Origin of the sequence: Vibrio rarus (assembly GCF_024347075.1) — a bacterium.
In the GTDB taxonomy this organism is placed as follows: domain Bacteria; phylum Pseudomonadota; class Gammaproteobacteria; order Enterobacterales; family Vibrionaceae; genus Vibrio; species Vibrio rarus.
Genome location: NZ_AP024900.1, coordinates 2,035,579 through 2,051,427 on the forward strand (window position 1 = coordinate 2,035,579; position 15,849 = coordinate 2,051,427).

The window sequence follows — 15,849 nt, forward strand, 5'->3', positions numbered from 1 at the left end:
CAAAGAATAAATGTGGTTGAATCAATTCACAGTCAAGATTCACCGCCAGACTACCAGCGTTTAACGAACAAGGAAGAAAGCATGAGCAAGATTTACGATGACAATTCACTGACTATTGGTAACACCCCTTTGGTTCGCTTAAACCGCGTCAGCAATGGCAACGTTTTAGCTAAAGTAGAAGCTCGCAACCCAAGCTTTAGCGTGAAATGTCGTATCGGCGCGAATATGGTTTGGGAAGCAGAAAAATCTGGCGCTCTTAAAAAAGGCATTGAACTTGTTGAGCCAACCAGTGGTAATACGGGTATCGCCCTTGCTTTCGTCGCAGCTGCCCGTGGTTATAAACTGACTCTTACTATGCCTGAGTCAATGAGCCTTGAACGCCGTAAGCTATTAAAAGCGCTGGGGGCAAACCTTGTGCTTACAGAAGCGGCAAAAGGAATGAAAGGGGCTATCTCTAAAGCAGAAGAAATTGTTGCTGCCAACCCTGAATCAACACTGCTACTTCAACAGTTCAATAACCCAGCAAACCCTGCAATTCACGAACAAACTACTGGCCCTGAGCTTTGGGATGCCACTGACGGTGAAATTGATGTATTGGTTTCTGGTGTCGGTACTGGTGGTACTATTACAGGTACTAGCCGTTATATTAAACAAACAAAAGGCAAAGCTATCATCTCTGTAGCGGTTGAGCCTGCAGAATCCCCAGTAATTAGCCAAGTACTCGCAGGTGACACTGTTCAACCTGGACCACATAAAATCCAAGGTATTGGTGCTGGCTTTATCCCTGGTAACCTCGATCTTGAGCTTGTTGACAAGGTTGTTACTGTGACTTCTGACGAATCCATCACAATGGCACAACGCCTAATGGAAGAAGAAGGCATTTTAGCGGGTATTTCTTCTGGCGCAGCTGTTGTAGCTGCCAACAAACTTGCCGAACTACCTGAATTTGCTGGAAAAACAATCGTTGCTATACTGCCAAGCTCTGGTGAACGTTACCTAAGTACCGCTCTATTTGCTGGTATCTTCACTGAAAAAGAGAATCAACAGTAACCACAAAAAAACTGTGCTCAAATCATATTTTTCACCAAAAAAGCCCCTTTAAGGGGCTTTTTTATTGATTCATGTTCAGCATTTGGTAGTATTTCTAGGCTTTATTTTTTGCTTCAAAATAAAAGAAGCACGAATTTAGGCTGTTATTAAAAGTCACAAGAACTTACACAGCCAAGGTCATGAGCCTAAAATTAATTATCAAGGCTTGGACTTCAAACATAATCTAATATCAACGGGGTAAATCACATGTACGAGAAGCAAGTAGAAATCACTGCAGAAAATGGTCTTCACACTCGCCCAGCGGCGCAGTTTGTTAAAGAAGCAAAATCGTTTGATGCAGACATCACTGTTACTTCTAATGGCAAAAGCGCAAGTGCGAAAAGCCTGTTCAAACTGCAAACTCTTGGCCTAGTTAAAGGCACTATGGTGACAATTTCTGCGGAAGGTGCGCAAGCGACTGAAGCAGTGGATCATCTCGTTGCTCTTATGGATGAGCTACACTAAGAGACCATCATTTCATATATCTAAGCCACTTCGTTGTCGCCAACCAAGTGGCTTTGTTGAAATAGCCTCTAAGTAAGCTAAAAATTAGTAATCCGTCCACTTTATACTAAGTAAAGGTACAGCTATGATCTCAGGTATTCTAGCGTCTCCAGGTATTGCTTTTGGTAAAGCGCTACTCCTTCAAGAAGATGAAATCGTTCTAAACACTCACAAAATTTCGGCGTCGCAAGTAGAAGCGGAAGTAAAGCGCTTTTATAGTGCGCGAGACAAATCCTCAGCCCAACTGGAAATCGTCAAACAAAAAGCTCTAGAAACGTTTGGTGAAGAAAAAGAAGCGATCTTTGAAGGTCACATCATGCTTCTTGAAGATGAAGAGTTAGAAGAGGAGATTCTTGCTCTTATTAAAGGTGATAAGCTCACTGTAGACCAAGCTATCCATTCCATCATCGAAGAGCAAGCCACAGCCCTAGAGTCCCTCGATGACGAATACCTAAAAGAGCGTGCCACTGACATTCGTGATATTGGCAATCGATTTATTAAAAATGCGCTTGGCATCAACATCGTATCACTCAGTGATATTAATGAAGAAGTGATTCTGGTTGCTTACGATCTTACCCCATCTGAAACAGCGCAAATTAACCTAGATTACGTTTTAGGCTTTGCTTGTGATATTGGTGGACGCACCTCCCATACTTCCATTATGGCTCGCTCTCTTGAACTTCCTGCTATTGTTGGCACAAACAACATTACCCAGCAAGTCAAAAACGGCGATACCCTAATTTTGGATGCGATGAATAATAAAATCATCGTGAACCCAACCCAAGCGGAACTCGACGAAGCAAAAAATATTCGTGAACAGTTCCTTGCTGACAAAGCTGAATTAGCCAAACTGAAAGACCTACCCGCGGTCACGCTTGATAGCCATCAAGTCGAAGTATGTGGCAATATTGGTACAGTGAAAGACTGTGACGGTATTCAACGCAATGGCGGTGAGGGTGTTGGACTGTATCGTACTGAATTCCTGTTTATGGACCGTACAGCGCTTCCTACAGAAGAAGAACAGTACCAAGCCTATAAAGAAGTCGCCGAAGCGATGGCTGGCCACTCTATTATTATCCGCACCATGGATATTGGTGGTGATAAAGATTTACCTTATATGGATCTTCCGCAAGAAATGAACCCATTTCTTGGCTGGCGTGCGGTTCGTATTAGCTTAGATCGTCGTGAAATCCTGCGTGACCAACTTCGCGGTATTCTACGCGCTTCAGCACACGGCAAGCTGCGCATTATGTTCCCAATGATCATTTCAGTAGAAGAAATTCGTGAGCTGAAAGCGGCCATTGAAGAATATAAAGCAGAACTGCGCGCTGAAGGTTTAGCATTTGATGAAAGCATTGAAATAGGCATAATGGTGGAAACACCTGCGGCGGCTGCTATTGCTCATCACTTAGCTAAAGAAGTTTCTTTCTTTAGTATTGGTACAAATGACTTAACTCAGTATACTCTAGCAGTAGACCGAGGTAATGAGCTCATTTCTCATCTATACAATCCACTATCACCGGCTGTTCTAACTGTGATCAAGCAAGTAATTGACGCTTCTCACAAGGAAGGTAAGTGGACGGGAATGTGTGGTGAACTTGCAGGTGACGAACGCGCTACGCTCCTTTTACTTGGAATGGGCTTAGATGAGTTCTCTATGAGTGGGATCTCAATTCCAGCAGTTAAGAAAGTGATTCGCAATGCGCACTTCTCAGAAGTGCAAGCAATGGCAGAAGAAGCCCTACAAATGCCAACTGCAGCAGAAATTGAAGCACACGTAGCAAAATTTATCGCGGAAAAAACAAACTAATAATATAATTTAATAGCAAATTAATTGCTTAGGAGCATGTAATGGGTCTGTTTGACAAACTAAAAAAGCTGGTATCGGACGAAGGCAATACTGTTGGTTCAATTGAAATCATTTCACCGCTTTCAGGTGAGATCGTCAATATCGAAGATGTGCCAGATGTAGTTTTCGCTGAAAAGATCGTTGGTGACGGCATTGCTATCAAACCAACGGGCAATAAAATTGTTGCTCCAGTAAATGGTACTATTGGTAAAATCTTTGAGACCAACCATGCGTTCTCTATCGAATCAACAGATGGCATTGAGCTATTTGTTCACTTCGGTATTGATACCGTTGAACTTAAAGGTGAAGGCTTTACTCGCATCGGTTCTGAAGGCCAAGAAGTGAAAGCTGGGGACACTATCATTGAGTTTGATCTTGCCTTCCTAGAGGAAAAAGCAAAATCTACCCTAACTCCAGTTGTCATCTCAAACATGGATGAAATCAAAGAGCTGAACAAGCTTTCTGGTGCCGTTACAGTAGGTGAAACACCGGTTCTACGTGTCACTAAGTAATTGTTATACTAATCACAGTCATTAAGTGGTCAGAAATAGCGCAGGAAAAACAGTTGAGAACAAGGCGCTATTTTTGATAAGTAGTTGTTCTACATTCAAAAATTGCAACGCCGCTATCAAGTGTTTTAACAAGCTAGATTGATCAGTTAATTGCTACGATTGATATTATTAAATAACAATAAAAAACGCAGTCATTGACTGCGTTTTTTTGTTTATAGCACGGTTAGTTGCTTTAACATACTACGACTTGGGGCAAAAAAGTAAGCACCCGTGACCGCTTTTGTGTAATCAAGAAGGTGATCCGTTTGACCATCCACCTGCCCATACATGCTTTCCAGCATAGCGGTAAAATTGTGCAGCGTATTGCAATAAGCAATAAATAACAGCCCATGCACACCCGACACTGTGCCATAAGGCAAGCTGTGACGAACTATGCTCAGTCCCTCACCTTGTTTGTCTTTAATATCAACACGTCCCACATGAGACTGAGCCGGTACGTCATCAAGCTCAATGGAGTCCTGCTTAGTACGGCCTATTTTAAGTTCTTGCTGACGAACAGAAAGGGCATTCCAAGCGGGAAGATCATGCTCAAAACGTTGCACCATTACATAGCTCCCCCCAGAGAATTTTCCCTCATCAAGTAAAGCCACGCTCGCTCGTTCGTCCCCTTCTGGGTTTTCAGTACCATCAACAAAATCAGTCATATCACGAGAGTCAAGGTAACGATAACCATAGGTTTCATCGACAATCGTCACATCTTCGCATACTACTTGCATCAATTTACGTAGCAAAAAGAAATGCAAATCATGACGCAAAGAGTGGCAATGCAGTAATACATCGCTGCTAGTTGTCGGTGCTTGATGCTCCCCACACTCAAGTGCTGGGAATGGAATCAACTCGCTAGGCATCTCTTCTGCAATGCTTTGTTGCCAAAACGAGTGAGAGAAAGCCACACTGCTCGTTAGCTGTGCATCTGGTTGATTGGCATTGATTTCATCAACCCAGCTATCCACCTGTTGTAATGCATTCAGTACTTTATTCTGGTCCCCAGTGACTTTCATCAGAACATATAAGGCAAATGGGCCTGGTTCTGGCACTATCGCTGCTTGAGCTTGAATCATATTTACTCCGTTCACTCTATTTATCTGAAATACTTTTAAAACAATCTTTTACCCTTCGGCTATTGTATAGATATATCACAATCCAACTTAAGCCGACTACTGATAAGGATCCACCCCAACTAAAGCGCCCGTGCTGCAAAACGATATAATGCAGCTCAAGGACAAGCTGTGCTACCGTGAGCAGAAGGGATACTGGACGTCCAACACCAATCACTTGGTTTAATCTGGGTCTGTTAGGGCTTCTGAGCTCTATTAACCACATCAATAGTAAACTGGGGACGCCCATCGCCATCATAATATACAGGCTTGTGGCATTGGGGTAGATCATCGCCAACGTATCACTGCCCTGATCTTTGGTCACCCCAGCTAATACAAATACGATCCAACCTCTGGCTAAGAACAACCAGCACAGCCAAAGCCACACTGGCGCTTTTAAATAACCATTTTTATCATATGCTTCAATTAAGTAACGCAAACTAACCACTTTCTATTGAGGAATTTTGTAAAGTTTAAAGGCATAATTAAGCCAAATACTTTATTCACTATTATTTTATGAAAAAGAACAATACGTCAATTTCATCAGAAACCCAACAGCAAGCGATGCAAGTTGCACGAGCGACCCAAAAACCTGGGCAAACAAAAGAGCAAACCCGCTTAATTGCCCTGGGCATCGAAAAAGGTATTGCTGAATATAAGAAGCGTCAGAAGCAAAAATCTCGAGAAGCCGACAAGTTGAAAAAGCGTGCCAGTAAGCAAAAACAAAGCGCTACAAAGCCTACGGCAGAAACTGTCACTTCCCCTATAGAAACGTCGTCTAACACACACTATTTACCTTGGGCTTTACTGTTGGTCAGTTGGATTGGTTTCATTGTTTACACGGTTCTTGTTGCTTAGTAGAGCATTAAGAAAGATGTGAGCGTAATTGGGTGGTATTTCCCGCTACCCAATGTTCATCTAATGGTCCCCAATCGGACACACAATAATAACCGTCATTATGACGGCGTCCATCTTGAATAAAAGATAGAGATATACCAATACCGGGTAATGCCTTCAACACATCTTGAATGGTGCGTCGTGGCCATCCAGTATACTCCACCAAACGTGGAACATTCGGTCTATCTAGGCTTGCCACCAAATGAGCAAGATACAAGCGCCGAGCAAAAACAGGATTCAATTCCATTGATACCTCCTACAGCTGTTTTGCTCAATTATTGCCAATAACAACATTGGAGACTTGAGACGGATCAAACAACATTGACTCTTTTAGGGCCTGTAATCCGTTTTTTATTCAATTCGAGACATAGCCTACTTTTGTAAATTAGAGTTAGTGATACACCCCATCGAATTTGTTTGGTAGGATTCCTATATATTCCACTCACTAAGGACAGATAATGAGCGTTATTATGTACGGTATCCCGAACTGCAAGACCTTTTAGACCCTTCCGTATACTAAATCTAAACTTCACGTAACTTATTGATTTTCAAGTGAGCGACATCTGACTCCCACATAAACCAGTGATCCAATGGTATAACCGCCAATAATCAACCAGTCATACCAAAGAATCGGTTCATCAAATAGCCAAGCATACCCAATATACGCCCAACCAATAACTGTCCACAGTAATGGCGTTAATGCTGCACCTAACATTTCCAAACCTCTTTTTTCTCAATCACAAGGGTCTACCCTGTGAAAATTCTTTTCCAAAAATAGAAAACGACCCTAAAGACATAGTCTTAAGAGCCGTTTCAATTTTGTCACTAGGCTATACCCGTTTGCCAACGTCTGATATTTGCTTAGCTTTACTTGCCTTCCGATATAGCTTATAGCCAATAAACAATGCACCTACGATACCAACACGACCAAAGATTGGAATCAAACACACCGCAATAACAAGTGAAACGATCAGATATGTATTGGAGTTTTTATCATCAGCGGCTTTCTCAAATGAAGTTTTCATATTGTATTTGGGGTCAATTACACGTTTGAGTTTTTCTTGACGTTCCAAATTAGCCGCAAGCTCTTCCTTCAAAATAGACACTTTATTTTCTATTGTCTCTAGAGCTTCGTTTGTTGGTTGTTTCAGTGTGCGCACGCTCGTATCTTGAGATGCATATTTTAGAGCCAACTTGTTCTTTTCTGACTGAATTTCAATCAGTCTGACTTTGTTATCTAGTACTTCTCGATGAAGAGCACTTATAGCGCTATCGTCATCAGCTTCTTCATTGCAAGCAGGCTCTAAGTCCGTAATAGCTTCATTCCTTGCGTTAAGCCTGCACTCCTCTTCCTTTAAACTATCCTGTGCAGAAACCAAGTTTTTAAGCTCGGTCTCATTAGTTTTTCGCTGCTTGTTATGGTCTTCTCTATGAGCTTTAGATTCATTGACCAGCTTATCAAGTTCTTTTCTAATAGCCTTCTCTTTGCTCTGAGCTTCTTGCAGTTCTGTTTTTAGTTCTAGTTCCACGATTACTTCCTCTTCTACCATTTAGCCCAAAAAGCTGAAGCTTTTTGGGCTAAAGCTTTTGAGATATCTTGCGCTTCATCAAAAGTTTCTTTTGCATAGACTGCTGCATCGTTAGCTAGAGACTCGACTTCATCATTTCTGTTTTTCGATTTTTCATCATCTAGATCTGGACGAGCAATTTCTTCACCTACGCTTTTTCCTATTATTTGCCCCGCAACGCCACCTACAGCAGCTCCGACAACGGTTCCAAAACCTGGAAAGACTGAACCCACAATAGCCCCAACTTTTGCTCCAGCAACTGCACCTGTCATCCCACCAGCTATTTTTCCAGCTTTCGCCATCCCTGTATCCAGAGAGCCATCGAGGTATCCATATTGCCAATAATCTTCAACCTGAGTTTCAAACTGATTTTTTGCTTCAGTTATTAGAGTTAGATCACTAAGTGCATCTTCTGTAAAATTCTGGCTATCATCAATCAGTCCATCAATATAGAGGTATGCCAACTCAATAGCCGCATAAAGCTCTGAGGACTCAACTCCTCTGCTCATTAACTCATCTAGAGCACTGAGTACCACTGGTAACGCACTAGTTCGGAGAACACTTCGTAATTGAAGAAACTCAGGCTTATCATCGATATCTTCTAATACTTCTCTCGCAGCAAACCTCAAAGGATTTGTTGTTAATCGAATTCCCGTCGAAATATTATTAACCAACTGAGCTGATTCAGATTTAGTTAGCATTTGTTGAAGTACAATTTCAGTAGCTTTTATTGCGTGAGGTGGGTATAAGCTGAAAACTTCGGAGTGCACACCATAGTCATCGGCCAAATTTCGACAAATATACTCAATAACATCTAAATGTATTTTCGCTAGATTCCCATAGATTATAGGGTCCTGCGATAACTCAAGTTTAGATACGCTAATCAAAAGTGTGTATGCACTACTGTGGAGCCTATCAGTCATTTTCATGAGATAAAATCCACTAAATCATCACTTAAGCTCAAAGCTCCACTCATAAAGTTCTGAGCTAACTCCATAGAATCTTCAGAGTCACCGATAATGCTTTTAACTAGAGTCCCATTTTCAAATACTGATGCACCCATCACATTTTCTTGTGCAAATGAGTGACCACCATCTACGCCATGAAAATGTGTATTCCCAAAAGCATCTTCGTTACTAAATCCTTTAAAACTTCCATCTTGATCGAAGTGGCTTGTACCAAAAGCACTATCAACGTCTCTCCCACCAAAAGAACCGTTAGCTTCAAAATAATTAGTACCTAAGTTAAATGGCGTTGGAGTTGACGACCCTATCAGTTGTCCCTCCTGACTAAAGAGACTCTGTGTTCCAAATGTGGTTGTTTTGTTTATAAATGACATTTCGAAATAATCCGATATACAGAAGAAAGACTTATATTCAACTTTTGAGCAACTTGTGCCTTGCTCATCCCACAAACTAGTAACTCACGCACTTGTGCTTGCTTAGCTCTAGTTGTCGGTTTACGCCCTTTCGATTTAGCCAGCGCAATACCTTCTGCCTGACGTTCAAGAAGGGTTTGCCGCTCAAATGTGGCGATAGCTCCAATTAGAGTCACCATAAGGCGACCCGTTGTGCTGGCGGTGTCTATCCCTAGATTTAACACCTGTAATGATACTTTCTTAACATCGAGTAATTCGACGACCTCAAGCAGATGCTTTGTGTTCGTTGCAAGCCTACATAGCTTTGTTATCTTGACTGTGTCACCTTCTCGGACGTACTCAAGCATACAATTCAGCTCTTCTCGTTCTGATTGTGCGCCCGACTTTTTCTCTTGAAAGACGATGTCACAGTCATTTAATGCGTTCAATTGATCCTCTAAACTCTGCCCTGTCGTGCTCACTCGTGCGTATCCAACGATTGCCATAAATTCTCCAACGAAACAGTCTATGGTATGGCAACTCTTACAAATAGATTATTCCACAAACCTCATTTAAATTCATTTAAATTCATTTAAATTATTGATAAGACTCTGATTTCCTATTGACCAACTCACTTAATACAGCATGTACAAATTCGATAACTCTGGTAAGTAATAGTTCGATGATAAATTGTTTGAATTTCATGGTAGCCCCTTTCGTTAGTTTGATTACATAGCGAGAATTCTAATAACTCGCTACACATTTCTTATAACCCTTGAGCTAACAAAAATTGAATTATGAACATAACCCTAATTCTTGCGCTATATCGTAGCTATCAATGGCAGCATCGTTAGCCCTATCAAACAGGTAATCATCCATGTCATGTGCTTTTGGAGGGATGTCAAAGTTCCAGCGAATGAATCCGTACGGATGATGTGGCTCTTCAACCCAAGAGTGGAAATATTCTTCTTGATAACTTTGGTCTCGTTACAGGGTTGCACGTTCAACGGTCGAAAATTTTCCTACCCATTTTCTGTCTTCTGCATCCCAAGCACGAAAATAATCTCGTACTCGTTTCATGCCAAACCAATGCCTGTAGGAAGGTTGGTCATCTTTAGCTAGGTTGTTTTGGCGTGAACTACACACCCGAAGATTACCTCGGCGATTATTAAGCGTATCCTTGTCTACATAATCGACTTCTTGGTCTCGCTCTGGACTCTCTATGAGCCTGTGGAGCAGTTTTCCGTCTTGAGAGCACCTAGCAACCCAATTACCATCATTAAGCTGCTGAGCGTAGAAGCTGCGCTCTGAGAGCAATTCAATATCGCAAAGATCAATCATGGCAATCTTTCGGTTTCCAAGACTGATTAATGCGACTAACTGCCATTCAAAATTGATTAACGACAAAGTCTGTTTTGTCACCATTCCAGCTCAACCAATCAGGCAAGGCAGCCTTGAGTTCTTGGCTTTAATGCCATTCAAAGCATCGAGGCGAGCTTTATTCCATACAGCGGAGGTTCTTTGAGACTTCATTTCTGACTCCTCATTAGCTCGACTCATGGTTACGATCGACATAATCAGTTTTGTCATATCTAGTTCACCACGTTTGTAAACATGGTTATCTGACAAAGTTACGAGCGTAATCCCCCGATTCACAACTTGTAGCAACAAAGCCAAAGCATCTTCAACAGCTTGTCGACTTAGTCGATCGAACGACTCAACGAGCAGGTAGCAATTTGAATCTATCTTTTGCTCATCAACAAGTCTAAGGAATGCACCTAAAGCACCCTCAGTTGCATTTGAACCACGAAATGCACTAGCGCCAAAGTCACTAATCGAAACATCTTGTAAATCCAAGCCGTTCTTATCGGCATATGAGCGAGCAAGCTCAGTTTGTCTACGAATAGAGTCACCGTCAGCTTGTCGGCTTGAGCTAAAACGAATGTAACTGTAAGCTGTATTCATATGATAATTACCACTTAAATGGATGTATTTACATGAGCGTTATTATGTACGGTATCCCGAACTGCGATACCATCAAGAAAGCCAAAAAGTGGTTGGAAAGCCATCAAATTGACTTTACTTTTCATGATTACCGTAAACACGGCATCACGACAGAAATGGTCACTGAGTTCTGTGACATCTTTGGTTGGGAGTTGGTGCTCAACAAGCGCGGCACCACTTATCGTCAACTTTCTGATGAACAAAAAAACACTCTTGATAAAAACAGTGCGATTGCACTTTTAGTCGAGCACCCTGCTATGGTTAAACGCCCTATTCTCCGTATTGGTGACCTTTTTCACATTGGCTTTAAAGCCGAACAATATGACAACATTTTTCACGTTTAATACCAATCACACTAAGTAAGTGATCAGAAATAGCGCAGGAAAAATGCTCGAAAACAAGGCAGAATTTTTCGACAAGTAGTTATTCTACAATCAAAAATTCTAACGCTGTTATCGAGTATTTTAACAAGCTAGAATGATCAGTTATTTAGTACGATTGGTATAACCTGCTTTAAGGAATTAGGATGAACTCAAGTCCTGTTTTAGAACTCGCCATTGATTTAATGAGTCGCGAGTCTGTCACACCAGAAGACGCTGGCTGTCAGCCACTAATGATTGAACGCCTCAAAGCACTAGGCTTTGCCATAGAAGTCATGCATTTTGATGACACCCTTAATCTATGGGCAAGAAAAGGCACACAAGCGCCCTTGTTCGCCTTTGCCGGTCATACCGATGTTGTCCCAGCAGGTAACTTAAAAGATTGGCGCACGCCGCCTTTTGAGCCCACCCTTAAGGATGGCTACTTATATGGGCGCGGGGCGGCTGACATGAAGGGCTCTCTAGCTTCTATGGTTGTCGCCGTCGAACGCTTTGTTGAGCAATACCCGCAACACAGTGGCTCCATTGCCTTTCTCATCACCTCAGATGAAGAGGGTCCTTTCATTAACGGAACCACCCGTGTCATCGACACTCTAGTGGCCCGTGATGAAATCATAGATATGTGCATTGTCGGTGAACCTTCTTCTACTGAGTATGTGGGCGATATCGTTAAAAATGGCCGCCGCGGTTCATTTACCGGTGAGCTCACCGTCAAAGGTATTCAAGGCCATGTGGCCTATCCGCACATAGCGAAAAACCCGATTCATCAGGCACTACCAGCATTGACTGAGCTTAGCCAAGTTGAGTGGGATAACGGCAATGACTTCTTCCCACCCACCAGCTTCCAATTCCCTAATCTCAACTCAGGTACTGGTGCAAGCAATGTGATTCCCGGCGAATTGCACGCTATGTTCAACCTAAGATACAGCACAGAGATCGGTCACCATCAAATTAAAGAGCGCGTTTATCAGGTATTAGATCAATATGATTTTGATTACGACCTAAAGTGGACTCTCAACGGCGAACCTTTCTTAACCGCTACCGGTGATCTTCTCACGGCTGTCGTTGATGCGGTGACGACGGTAAATGGCAAAGCCCCACAACTGTTAACCACAGGTGGCACATCCGACGGACGATTTATCGCTAAAATGGGCGCGCAAGTTATCGAGTTAGGTCCTGTAAATGCCACCATTCATAAAGTGAATGAGTGTGTAAAAGCGGAAGATCTTGACCGATTGGCCGACATGTACCAAAACGTATTGATCAATCTGTTAGGAAAATAACATGCCACAAACTAGCGACTGGACTCAGCAACAATTAACTGGACTTGATGACTCTCATCTCACGGTTATCCAACTGGATAAACAAGCGGTCAGAGTTCAGCAGCAGGTTCAGCATGATCTTTCAGCGCTAGTATCTCATGCTAAGCAAGATGGGTTTTCTGTGGCGGTAGCCAGTGGATACAGAGATTTCGAACGTCAACGACTTATCTGGAATAACAAGTATTTAGGCCTGCGCCCCTTACTTGATAGCCAAGGGCAACCACTGGATGCCAACACCTTATCTCCAATACAGCGTATTCATGCTATTTTAAGATGGTCCGCCTTACCTGGTGCCAGTCGCCACCACTGGGGCAGTGATTTTGATTTGTACGCCATTAATTTACTGCCAAATAACACCCAGCTGCAATTAGAGCCGTGGGAATACCTTAGTGGGCACCAGTCCCCTTTCTATGAATGGCTCGTCACTCATGGGGCACAATTTGGTTTCTTTTTTCCCTACGCCCAAGACCAAGGCGGAGTGGCTGTTGAACCTTGGCATTTAAGTCATAAAGCCACGGCGACCACGGCACTGAATACTTTAACTGAGCAACGACTGTTGGACACCTTACAACAACACCCTATTGAAGGTTGCGATGAAGTATTCAAGCACTTCAATCACATCTACACTCAATATGTTACTAATATCTCCAATTTATAAGGCTCACTGCTCTTTATAGGACAATCATATTATGTTTTTAGATTTACTATTTAACCCTTGGGTCATCATTTTCATTGTGGTTAGTGTCATTGCCGGCAATATTGCCGCCCTAAAGTACACTGCAAATATGAAAATTGGCTCAGTGTCGAAACAACAAAAAGACGATATAGATAAACTTAAACAACTGGATGCTGAACGCCAACAGAAAAGCAATGCAAATTTAAAAGAGAAAAGCCCTGAACAACCCAGTGAAAATGGTGCAGAGTAAGCAATCACTGATTAGCCTAATTGTCAGATGTTTTTGCTACGCGATGACTAAGAACACGTTTGCTGTAATAGATATAAAAAAGGAGCACCTAAATAGGGGCTCCTTTTTTCATTTGCTCATAGAGTGCCAATAGAGACTTGGCTTCTATTGCTCAGTGTCGTCAACTTGATCTGGATTACTTTGTTTCATCATCATACCAAGGGCGGGAACCATTTCTTCTAACATCTCTTCAGTCACAGGCTTGCCTGCAGCATCGGTAATATTAATCGAAGTACGGTTACCTAAATCACCTAATAAGAAGGTGTAGCTTTCTGACTCATAGCTCAAAGGCTTAGTGCCAATGCTTTCCCAAAACTCATCGTTTGGTTGAGCAAAAGAGACGTTAATCGTACCTTGAGACTGATTACGGTCATCAATAGTGAAACCTAAAGTCGGTAGCAATTCAGGAATACGTTGCCAGAAAACATCGTATTGAGCACGAGCTATAATGATCGGCAATCCACTGCGATCTTTACCCATACTTAACGGGATGATCTTAACCAGTTCCAGCGCTTCCTTGGCTGCCTGCTCACGAACTTCTTGATCGTAACGAGCCATGACTAAATTGGTCATAAAGGTGTTATAACGCTCTTTGTTAGTAAAGCTCACCTCTTGCTCTTGACCGCCTTCTTTCCAAGCGATTAAGCTAATACGGAAGCCATAACGAGAGTTCTGCTCAAATCGTTCAATAAGATAACGACTGCTTAGCGTTTCCTCTTCGTCTTCTTCTTCCCATACGATCCAATCCGTCTCTAGACGATCGTCACTGGAGTCTACTAGTTTGATATCTCGAGATTGCAACATATCATTGACTGTTTGCCATACTTTATCTCGCTCATCTTGAGTCAGTAGCCATAAGGTGATCACACCATCTTTCTGCTCGGTACGTGCTCCAGGAATCAGCTCTAATACTTGCTGAGGTGGACGTATATCTACGTCTTTACCTAAGCCACCCATATAGTCGCCACTAGGAATCGTATAATCTGGGTAGACTTCAAGCTGCTGCTCCGGTGCTGAAACCAGTCCAGAATAAGGCTTAACATCGAGATACTTAAAATCGTCTTTTGCTTGACGACGCTCCGCTGCACTACCTGCACAACCACTTAATATAGCGACAGCCAGTGAACTGATCACCAGCTGATTAACAAACTTCATTGAGACTCCTGACTCTTTGCGTTATCCGTAGTACGCAAATCGTAGATAATTAATTTAACGTATATTAGCTTGCTTAAATGCGGCTTTAACCACTTCTTGACCAGCTTCCGTTAGTGGCACCATAGGTAAACGTAATTCACCACATGAGATCATGCCCAACTCGTGAGCGGCCCATTTTACAGGGGTAGGACTTGATTCAATAAACAAGCCGTGATGCAGTCCCATCAAACGTTGATTAATCACTTCCGCTTCTGCGTATTTATTGTCTTTAGCGAGTTGGAGCATCTCTGCCATATCACGAGCGGCAATATTATTGGTTACCGAAATAACACCATGCCCACCGAGCTTAACAAAATCCAACCCTGTTGCATCATCACCACTAAGTAAGATGAAGTCGTCACCACAAAGTTCTTTATGTTGTGCAACGCGAGTTACATCGCCCGTCGCATCTTTAATAGCAATAATATTATCCAGTTTAGATAATCTCGCTACCGTTTCAGGCTTCATATCCACCCCGCTACGACTCGGCACATTGTATAAAATAACAGGGACTTTACTCACCTTGGCAATGGCCGCAAAGTGTTGGTACATACCTTCTTGGGTTGGCTTGTTGTAATACGGTGTCACGCTCAGGCAAGCAGCAATACCAGAGTCGTTGAGCAAACGGCTAAAGGTAATGGCTTCATGAGTTGCATTAGCCCCTGTGCCAGCAATTACAGGAATACGGCCTGCGGCGAACTCGACAACCTTATTTACAACTTTCACATGTTCTTCAACAGTAAGCGTTGCCGACTCACCCGTAGTGCCTACGGCAACAATCGAAGAGGTGCCGGCTTCAACATGGAACTCAACCAAGCTCTTAAGGCTTTGATAGTCCACCTCGTCATCGGCATTGAAAGGCGTTATTAAAGCAACGATACTTCCAGAAAACATGATTCACTCCCTAAATTTCATTTATATGGCATGGTACTTGATAGAGATTAGATAACACAAGTGGATAAAGGCTTTGCCGTGAACTTTTTACCATTTATTTGCATAGTGATTGACCTTATCAACCGACCAGCAAACAACAAGCTCTTATCGGCAATCA

The 15,849-nt window shown here is 42.5% G+C and carries 21 protein-coding genes; 9 read left to right on the forward strand and 12 right to left on the reverse strand.

The features are described 5' to 3' along the window. Positions 1 to 81 precede the first annotated feature (81 nt). From cysK to crr, 4 genes are all read left to right on the forward strand, one after another. Positions 82 to 1,050: a cysteine synthase A gene (gene cysK / locus OCU56_RS09220; RefSeq protein WP_261872940.1), complete on the forward strand. Its 969-nt coding sequence runs from the start codon at positions 82 to 84 to the stop codon at positions 1,048 to 1,050. 246 nt (positions 1,051 to 1,296) lie between these two features. Then, positions 1,297 to 1,554 (forward strand): HPr family phosphocarrier protein, encoded by a 258-nt coding sequence (locus tag OCU56_RS09225; RefSeq protein ID WP_261872941.1) that lies wholly within the window; start codon positions 1,297 to 1,299, stop codon positions 1,552 to 1,554. A gap of 124 nt (positions 1,555 to 1,678) precedes the next feature. Further along, positions 1,679 to 3,403 (forward strand): phosphoenolpyruvate-protein phosphotransferase PtsI, encoded by a 1,725-nt coding sequence (ptsI, locus tag OCU56_RS09230; protein WP_261872942.1) that lies wholly within the window; start codon positions 1,679 to 1,681, stop codon positions 3,401 to 3,403. Between the two features lie 41 nt (positions 3,404 to 3,444). Then, positions 3,445 to 3,954 carry a PTS glucose transporter subunit IIA gene (gene crr / locus OCU56_RS09235; RefSeq protein ID WP_261872943.1) on the forward strand — a complete coding sequence of 170 codons (510 nt, stop codon included), beginning with the start codon at positions 3,445 to 3,447 and terminating at the stop codon, positions 3,952 to 3,954. 212 nt (positions 3,955 to 4,166) lie between these two features. Here the strand turns inward: crr and OCU56_RS09240 are convergent, their stop codons facing one another. Both OCU56_RS09240 and OCU56_RS09245 read right to left on the reverse strand, forming a co-directional pair. Then, the gene (locus OCU56_RS09240) at positions 4,167 to 5,075 is read right to left on the reverse strand and encodes a Dyp-type peroxidase (protein WP_261872944.1); all 909 of its coding nucleotides are present in this window, start codon (positions 5,073 to 5,075) and stop codon (positions 4,167 to 4,169) included. A gap of 16 nt (positions 5,076 to 5,091) precedes the next feature. Continuing rightward, entirely contained in the window at positions 5,092 to 5,550 is a 459-nt protein-coding gene (locus OCU56_RS09245; protein WP_261872945.1) for a DUF2919 domain-containing protein, read from the reverse strand. 77 nt (positions 5,551 to 5,627) lie between these two features. On the opposite strand from OCU56_RS09245, the gene OCU56_RS09250 reads away from it, so the two are divergent. After that, positions 5,628 to 5,969: a DUF2956 domain-containing protein gene (locus OCU56_RS09250; protein WP_261872946.1), complete on the forward strand. Its 342-nt coding sequence runs from the start codon at positions 5,628 to 5,630 to the stop codon at positions 5,967 to 5,969. A 7-nt stretch (positions 5,970 to 5,976) separates the two neighbouring features. Here OCU56_RS09250 and OCU56_RS09255 read toward each other — a convergent pair whose 3' ends face one another. From OCU56_RS09255 to OCU56_RS09290, 8 genes are all read right to left on the reverse strand, one after another. Further along, on the reverse strand, positions 5,977 to 6,255 hold the full coding sequence (locus OCU56_RS09255; protein ID WP_261872947.1) for a winged helix-turn-helix domain-containing protein: 279 nt from the start codon (positions 6,253 to 6,255) through the stop codon (positions 5,977 to 5,979). A gap of 291 nt (positions 6,256 to 6,546) precedes the next feature. Further along, complete coding sequence (locus tag OCU56_RS09260; protein ID WP_261872948.1) at positions 6,547 to 6,723, reverse strand: hypothetical protein; 177 nt, start codon at positions 6,721 to 6,723, stop codon at positions 6,547 to 6,549. Positions 6,724 to 6,838: 115 nt separating this feature from the next. Continuing rightward, on the reverse strand, positions 6,839 to 7,537 hold the full coding sequence (locus OCU56_RS09265) for a hypothetical protein (protein WP_261872949.1): 699 nt from the start codon (positions 7,535 to 7,537) through the stop codon (positions 6,839 to 6,841). 14 nt (positions 7,538 to 7,551) lie between these two features. After that, on the reverse strand, positions 7,552 to 8,505 hold the full coding sequence (locus OCU56_RS09270) for a glycine zipper domain-containing protein (RefSeq protein ID WP_261872950.1): 954 nt from the start codon (positions 8,503 to 8,505) through the stop codon (positions 7,552 to 7,554). After that, positions 8,502 to 8,915, reverse strand: coding sequence for a hypothetical protein (locus tag OCU56_RS09275; RefSeq protein WP_261872951.1), 414 nt, complete (start codon positions 8,913 to 8,915; stop codon positions 8,502 to 8,504). The genes OCU56_RS09270 and OCU56_RS09275 overlap by 4 nt, the downstream gene beginning before the upstream one ends. Further along, on the reverse strand, positions 8,903 to 9,439 hold the full coding sequence (locus tag OCU56_RS09280) for a recombinase family protein (RefSeq protein ID WP_261872952.1): 537 nt from the start codon (positions 9,437 to 9,439) through the stop codon (positions 8,903 to 8,905). Before OCU56_RS09280 ends, OCU56_RS09275 begins: the two co-directional genes overlap by 13 nt. A 481-nt stretch (positions 9,440 to 9,920) precedes the next feature. Beyond that, positions 9,921 to 10,358, reverse strand: coding sequence for an HNH endonuclease (locus OCU56_RS09285; protein ID WP_261872953.1), 438 nt, complete (start codon positions 10,356 to 10,358; stop codon positions 9,921 to 9,923). Positions 10,359 to 10,364: 6 nt separating this feature from the next. Beyond that, positions 10,365 to 10,898, reverse strand: a complete 534-nt coding sequence (locus tag OCU56_RS09290; RefSeq protein ID WP_261872954.1) for a recombinase family protein — start codon at positions 10,896 to 10,898, stop codon at positions 10,365 to 10,367. 32 nt (positions 10,899 to 10,930) lie between these two features. Here OCU56_RS09290 and OCU56_RS09295 point away from each other — a divergent pair, with 32 nt between their 5' ends. The 4 genes from OCU56_RS09295 (at position 10,931) to OCU56_RS09310 (ending at position 13,565) form a co-directional block, all read left to right on the forward strand. Beyond that, on the forward strand, positions 10,931 to 11,281 hold the full coding sequence (locus tag OCU56_RS09295) for an ArsC family reductase (protein ID WP_261872955.1): 351 nt from the start codon (positions 10,931 to 10,933) through the stop codon (positions 11,279 to 11,281). Between the two features lie 182 nt (positions 11,282 to 11,463). Then, positions 11,464 to 12,600 carry a succinyl-diaminopimelate desuccinylase gene (gene dapE / locus OCU56_RS09300; protein ID WP_261872956.1) on the forward strand — a complete coding sequence of 379 codons (1,137 nt, stop codon included), beginning with the start codon at positions 11,464 to 11,466 and terminating at the stop codon, positions 12,598 to 12,600. Position 12,601: 1 nt separating this feature from the next. Further along, entirely contained in the window at positions 12,602 to 13,297 is a 696-nt protein-coding gene (locus OCU56_RS09305; RefSeq protein WP_261872957.1) for a M15 family metallopeptidase, read from the forward strand. Positions 13,298 to 13,328: 31 nt separating this feature from the next. Continuing rightward, positions 13,329 to 13,565, forward strand: coding sequence for a DUF2897 family protein (locus OCU56_RS09310; RefSeq protein ID WP_261872958.1), 237 nt, complete (start codon positions 13,329 to 13,331; stop codon positions 13,563 to 13,565). A 144-nt stretch (positions 13,566 to 13,709) separates the two neighbouring features. Here OCU56_RS09310 and bamC read toward each other — a convergent pair whose 3' ends face one another. Continuing rightward, the gene (gene bamC, locus OCU56_RS09315) at positions 13,710 to 14,759 is read right to left on the reverse strand and encodes an outer membrane protein assembly factor BamC (protein WP_261872959.1); all 1,050 of its coding nucleotides are present in this window, start codon (positions 14,757 to 14,759) and stop codon (positions 13,710 to 13,712) included. Between the two features lie 54 nt (positions 14,760 to 14,813). Beyond that, entirely contained in the window at positions 14,814 to 15,692 is an 879-nt protein-coding gene (gene dapA / locus OCU56_RS09320; protein ID WP_261872960.1) for a 4-hydroxy-tetrahydrodipicolinate synthase, read from the reverse strand. Positions 15,693 to 15,849 lie beyond the last annotated feature (157 nt).